Below are 502 nucleotides of genomic sequence, written 5' to 3'. Positions count from 1 at the left end.
CATCGGCATCAAGGATGGGCTCAATAGATACGCATATGTGAAGAACAGCCCAGTCATGGGCATCGATCCGACGGGGTTGATGGACGTGGCTGCGAATTGCAAAGGAAAACCAACATGTAATGTAAGCATTACCCAGACCGTTGATATCGTCCATCAGCGCAATGGAAAAACAGTTGTAGAATCAACTGTATTGGTAAAAATGAATTTTACACTGACTGAGAATGAAAATGGTGATGTCAGTGCTTCGGTGTCGGCAACCGTTGAGAACCTTTTAGGCAGAGAGATTTCGGCTACACACCGCTCCACTATGGGAAATATTGTTGAAACGATCCAAAAGGAAGCGATTGGGCGGAGTTTCGGTGAGAATACTACGCAAATGGTTACAGCGATCGGTATGGCAGAAAGCCGCTTGGGTACATCGGCCGCACCGCCCAAGACACCGGCATTCAAAGCGCCGGATATCAATCCGATGCAACTCAGCAGCGGCAGAGCCAATTTAGAG

1 protein-coding gene is annotated in these 502 nt (G+C 48.2%); it reads left to right on the top strand.

All coding sequences use genetic code 11. From position 1 onward, the window contains the following. Positions 1-55: 55 nt before the first annotated feature. Positions 56-502 (top strand): hypothetical protein (locus ACM9HJ_RS31015; RefSeq protein ID WP_416575673.1); only part of this gene is annotated, 447 nt, incomplete at its 3' end.

It is taken from the genome of Niveispirillum sp. KHB5.9 (genome assembly GCF_048066115.1).
GTDB lineage: Bacteria > Pseudomonadota > Alphaproteobacteria > Azospirillales > Azospirillaceae > Niveispirillum.
Note: the sequence above shows the minus strand (reverse complement) of the source record. Positions and strands in the feature narration are given on the sequence as shown.